The organism is Ramlibacter sp., assembly GCF_035706265.1.
Taxonomy (GTDB): Bacteria; Pseudomonadota; Gammaproteobacteria; order Burkholderiales; family Burkholderiaceae_C; genus Ramlibacter.
The window spans coordinates 1-3375 of record NZ_DASSVG010000353.1; the positions used below are offsets into that span (position 1 = coordinate 1).

General features: G+C 71.0%; 5 protein-coding genes. 1 reads left to right on the forward strand and 4 read right to left on the reverse strand.

Features of this window, described 5'->3' with window-relative positions; genetic code table 11:
- Positions 1 to 29: 29 nt before the first annotated feature.
- From VFM98_RS12930 to VFM98_RS12940, 3 genes are all read right to left on the reverse strand, one after another.
- Positions 30 to 893 (reverse strand): MBL fold metallo-hydrolase, encoded by an 864-nt coding sequence (locus VFM98_RS12930; protein WP_325110331.1) that lies wholly within the window; start codon positions 891 to 893, stop codon positions 30 to 32.
- 155 nt (positions 894 to 1048) lie between these two features.
- Positions 1049 to 1378 carry a metalloregulator ArsR/SmtB family transcription factor gene (locus VFM98_RS12935; protein ID WP_325110332.1) on the reverse strand — a complete coding sequence of 110 codons (330 nt, stop codon included), beginning with the start codon at positions 1376 to 1378 and terminating at the stop codon, positions 1049 to 1051.
- Positions 1379 to 1446: 68 nt separating this feature from the next.
- The gene (locus VFM98_RS12940) at positions 1447 to 1872 is read right to left on the reverse strand and encodes a DsrE family protein (RefSeq protein WP_325110333.1); all 426 of its coding nucleotides are present in this window, start codon (positions 1870 to 1872) and stop codon (positions 1447 to 1449) included.
- 111 nt (positions 1873 to 1983) lie between these two features.
- On the opposite strand from VFM98_RS12940, the gene VFM98_RS12945 reads away from it, so the two are divergent.
- A complete protein-coding gene (locus VFM98_RS12945; RefSeq protein WP_325110334.1) occupies positions 1984 to 3078 on the forward strand; it encodes a YeeE/YedE family protein in 1095 nt (364 codons plus the stop codon).
- A gap of 63 nt (positions 3079 to 3141) precedes the next feature.
- On the opposite strand, the gene VFM98_RS12950 is transcribed toward VFM98_RS12945, so the two are convergent.
- Positions 3142 to 3375 (reverse strand): AI-2E family transporter (locus VFM98_RS12950; RefSeq protein ID WP_325110335.1); only part of this gene is annotated, 234 nt, incomplete at its 5' end.

Here is a 3375-nt window from a genome sequence, read left to right on the forward strand (position 1 = left end):
TTTCCGATCGGGACAAACCCGGATCGACACTACTTCTGCTGCCGCTCCATCAGCAGGTAGGTGTTGTAGGCATTCATGCGATTGGCCGCCTTGAACAGCGGCAGGTGCTCGAAGCGCGACCAGTCGGTGCGCGCATAGGCCTCGTCGAAGGGATCCATGTCGCGCGCGGCGGCGCCCATGGTTTCGCGGAGGTAGGCCAGGTAGTCGCGCGTGAGCTGCAGGTCCGCGCGCGCCGAGTCGGAGCGCGGCCCGTGGCCGGGCAGCACCGCGTCGGCATCGAAGCGAAGCAGCAGGTCGAGCGAGGCGATCCAGTGCCGGCTGTCGGCTTGGCCGACAAAGGGAACGCGGCCGCGGAACACGATGTCGCCGGCGAACAGCACCCGCTCGGCCGGCAGGTAGACCACCAGGTCTTCCGGCGTGTGCGCGGGGCCCACGGGCTGCAACTGCAAGCGCGTGCCGCCCACGACCAGCTCGCGCGCGCCGTCGATCCATTCGTCCGGCGTCACGAGCTGCGTCTGCGCGTCGATCCAGGGTGCCAGGTCGACGCGCGAGGCCGCGAGCCGCGCCGCTGCGGTCTCCGAGTGCAGGTACTCCAGCGCGCCGCGCTGGGCCAGGATGCGCGCGCCGCGGCGGCGGAACTCCTGCAGGCCGTAGACGTGGTCGGCGTGGTAGTGCGTGACGATCACGTGCGTCACCGGCAGCGGCGTGATGCGCGCGATCTCCTGCAGCAGCTCGCGCGCCAGCGCGGGCGAACCGAGCGCGTCGATCACCACCACGCCCGCCGGCGTGACGACGAAGCCGGCGTTGGAGATGAAATTGCGGTTGGCGGGACTGCCCAGCGCCGCCTCGCCCTGCACGAACCAGGCGGAGCGGGAAACCTGCTGTGGCGCCACCTTGCGCGGCGCCCCTGCCTGCGTCGCGGCCTCCGTCCCTGCGGGCGCCGCCCCCTGAGTTGCCTCCTGCGCAGCGGCGGGCAGCGCCAACAGGCCGGCCAGCGTGCAGGCCAGCAGAACCCGCCCGCCGGCGCACAGCCGCCGCGCCGCCGTCTTCAGGACTTCAGGTCGCTCTCGATCGCGATCTGCATGCACACCGCGCGGCACAGCGTCACCACGCGGTCGTTGATGATGCGGTAGAAGATCTGCACGCCCTCGCGCCGGCGCCCGATCACCCCCGCCTGGTAGAGCGTGTTGAGGTGCTGCGACATGTTGGGCTGGGTGGTCTCGATCTCCTCCAGCAGCTGGCTGACGTTCTTCTCGCCGTTGCAGAGGCAGCTGATGATCTTCAGACGCATCGGCGCGGCCATCACCCGGAAGATCTCCGCGGCCATGACGAAGACCTCGTCCGATTCGACCTCGCTGCTGGACTGTCTCCTCGCCATGCTGGATCCCGATTGTTCGCTTCATGCGGATGGTAGCAAGTGTGCGCGGCAGCGCCTGCCGGCGACTTTCAAGGCTTGATGTAGGCGTACTTGTCGCGCGACTGGAGCTGCCCGATCCGCACCACGCCCGAAGGGGTGAACTCCGCGTCGAGGATGAACTGGTCCTGCCGCAGCTTGCGGTTGCGCAAGGTGATCTCGCAGACCTCGAAGCGCACGCCGCGCGCCTTCAACGCGCTCACCAGCGACGGGTAGTCGATGTCGGGGTTGCGCCGGTCGCGCGCGCCTTCCATCAGGAAGTCGACGCCGGCGGCGTGCGTGACCACCACGATCTTCGTGTCGGGCGCGACGTCGAGGTGGTTGCGGATGTTGCGCAGGGCCTTGGTGGCCTGCGCCTCGGCGTCGTCGACGTGGTAGACGACGCCGTCGGCAAAGGCGGGCAGCGCCAGCAGGCACAACGCAGCGAAAGCGGCGAGCAACCGCGCGAATCGGGACATGAGGGGGCTTCTCCTGGATGGCCGGCGCAGCGGCCGGTGGGGCGGAACTTACCGCGCGCGGCGGCGCCGCGCCAGTTCGGGAATATCATTATTCACTTATTTACTGATTTCATGGGACGCTGGCACGCGATGGACCTGTTGCCCCTGGTGGAACGTGCCGGCGAGCAGCCGCTGCTGGCGGGCGGCGGCGCCGTCATCGGCCTCGCGTTCGGCTTCTTCGCCCAGCGCTCGGGCTTCTGCCTGCGCGCGGCGGTGATCGAGTTCGCCCGCCGCGAGCCGGGCGAGAAGCTCGCCGTGTGGCTGCTCGCCTTCTCCGCCGCCGTCGTCGGCGTCCAGGCGCTGCTGCTGGCCGGCGCGGTGGACGTGAGCGGCACGCGCCAGCTCGCCGCCCGCGGCAGCCTCTCGGGCGCCATCGTCGGCGGCCTGCTGTTCGGCGCCGGCATGGTGCTGGCGCGCGGGTGCGCGAGCCGCCTGCTGGTGCTGTCGGCCACCGGCAACCTGCGGGCCCTGCTCTCCGGCCTGATCTTCGCCGTCACCGCGCAGGCGGCGCTCGGCGGCGTGCTCGCGCCGCTGCGCCAGGCCATCAGCGGCTGGTGGACGGTGGAAGGTGGCCCGGCGCGCGACCTGCTCTCCGTGGTGCACGCGAGCCGCTGGGCCGGGCTCGCCTTCGGCTTCCTGTGGCTGCTGGCGGCGCTCTGGTACGCGCTGCGCAGCGGCCGCGCCCGCTGGAAGTGGATCGGCGGCATCGGCGCCGGCCTCGCGGTGGCCCTGGGTTGGGCCTTCACGGCCAGTGTGGCCGCGAGCTCCTTCCAGGTGGTGCCGGTGCAGGGCATCACCTTCAGCGGCCCTTCGGCGGAATGGCTGATGCGGGTGGTTTCCGCGCCGGCGCCGGCGCCCGGCTTCGACTTCGGCCTGCTGCCGGGCGTGTTCGCCGGCGCCTTCCTCGGTGCGGCGCTGGCCGGGCAACTTCGGCTGGAAGGCTTCAAGGACGGCTACAGCATGCGCCGCTACATCGCCGGCGCCCTCGCCATGGGCTTCGGCGCCATGCTGGCGGGCGGCTGCGCGGTGGGCGCGGGCGTGAGCGGCGGCGCCATCTTCTCGCTTACGGCCTGGCTGGCGCTGGGCTCGATGTGGATCGGCGCCGCGGCCACCGACCGCCTGCTGGACCGCGAGCCGCGGCTGGCCGCGCACCGGCACGGGCCTTGAGGCTCCCTGGCGTGAAGGGGCGCCCCCACCCTGCCCTCCCCAGAGGGGGAGGGAAAGAAGGCATCAATTCCCGAGCAGCTCGCCCACCGGCTTGAGGTGGTCCACCCGGTCGCACACCGCTTTCACGGCGATCAGGATCGGGATGCCGAGCAGCAGGCCCCAGACGCCCCACAGCCAGCCCCAGGCCAGCACGCCGATGAACACCGCCACCGGATTCATGCTGCTGGCCTTGCTGGTGGCCAACGGCACCAGCAGGTAGCCTTCGATGGTGTTGATCAGGAGCGAGCTGCCCGCGAT